Source organism: Dolichospermum circinale AWQC310F (genome assembly GCF_000426925.1).
GTDB classification, from domain to species: Bacteria; Cyanobacteriota; Cyanobacteriia; order Cyanobacteriales; family Nostocaceae; genus Dolichospermum; species Dolichospermum circinale.
In genome coordinates this window covers 1-1537 of record NZ_KE384671.1, presented here as the reverse complement: position 1 = coordinate 1537, position 1537 = coordinate 1, and the positions used below count along the sequence as shown (strand labels likewise).

Here is a 1537-nt window from a genome sequence, read left to right as displayed (position 1 = left end):
GAAGCGTGGGGAAACTACGGCCAGTGCTGGTGAGTTGATGGCTTTTAATGGCTTGACTGCGGAGGCGTTGACTAAGCGGGCTATTGAGTTGGTGCATTAATTAGAACGCAGATGTACGCAGATTAACGCGGATATTTTGGCGTTGGGTTGCGTACATTTGCTGATTTTTTTATTTGGAGGGAACGCTGATGAACGCGGAAAATTTGGCGTTTGGTTGCGTAGATTTGTTGTTTTTGATGCGAAATTTAATCTTGTGCATTTGTATAAATAAAAAATAATACTCACCATTATATGTATAAGCTAGAAATCAAACTTGACGGTAAATTTATCAACAATTTTTCTACTGGTTCTATCTATGATCTGGTTTTTATTGACTTGGAATTTTGGCCAGATTATGTTAATGGAAAAGCGACACAAAGAATATATGGATACACTCTAACTCGTATTCTAAAAACAAGTAAGCAACAATATATAAAAGTTAACTTTTTAGAATTTGAAAGTGAGGAAGATGAACTTATTAAAGAAATCATAAAAGATATTGATAACTTGAAGGATAAGATTTTTATTGGCTTCAATATAAGAGGTAGTGACTTGATAATGTTGAGAAGGAGACTAAAGGCTTTGTCTATATATATAGATTCTCATAATTTAAACATATTCGACTTCCAAAAGTATTCAAAAATCAAGGGATACAAAGGCTTAAATGGTCTATTTGAGTATTTAGAGATAAAAGTAAATAAAAAAATTGATGGAAGCTATTTTCACAAAAATGTAAAAAAAGTATTCTTACGAAAAAATGGCTGGATAGATATTTTATTAACCATGTTTGAATATTGTTTAGAAGATGCTGCTGGGTATTTTGAGATTGTGTTAAATTGGCATAAAAAAAATTCTCGAATAACTAAAGATATGATTACAAATGAGTTACTATGCTACTTACCAAAAGGGCAGAAAATATCTTTACAATCAGTAAAATTGGAAGAAGAAATAAAAATAGAATTAAACAAAGAAATATTAACTGTAGAAGATACACAATCTGCTCAAACTCAACTTATTACTACGCTCACAGTAGCAGATTTAGAAAATTTAATTATTAAAACTGTAAAGAAAGTTCTTCAACAAGAGTTACAGAAATTAAAGTAGTATCTTAGCAAGTAGGTTGGGTTGACGCAAGAAAACCCAACAATAATGATATAAAAATCAAATCTCTTCCTCTCTTCTTTTCTTCCTTCGTATGCTTCGTGTCTATCCCTAACGCTACCGTGAGGGATACGTGGTTCATTAAATAGCAGTAAGTTCAGTTAATCCAAGAAAACCCAACATCACCTAAACCACCCAACCATCACGAATAGTTTTTTCTACCAATGACATAAAATGACAAAACCTGCCATAATATAAAAAAGTATATTCAAGAAGTCACATGAAAAGTATGAATATTTCCTTACCTGACACCATGCGCGATTATATAGAAAAGTAGCGCAAAGAGGTTACAGCAGCGAAGCGTGAATATTTTCGGGAATTAGTGCGACAAGACCAA

The 1537-nt window shown here is 32.5% G+C and carries 1 protein-coding gene; it reads left to right on the top strand.

The genetic code is table 11. The features are described from left to right. Positions 1 to 291 precede the first annotated feature (291 nt). Positions 292 to 1143, top strand: coding sequence for a hypothetical protein (locus ACIR310F_RS0106010; RefSeq protein WP_028083029.1), 852 nt, complete (start codon positions 292 to 294; stop codon positions 1141 to 1143). Positions 1144 to 1537 lie beyond the last annotated feature (394 nt).

What these genes read in the sequence shown, in the direction of transcription:
- ACIR310F_RS0106010 (WP_028083029.1), top strand. Translation starts at nt 292, where the DNA reads ATGTATAAGCTAGAAATCAAACTTGACGGTAAATTTATCAACAATTTT.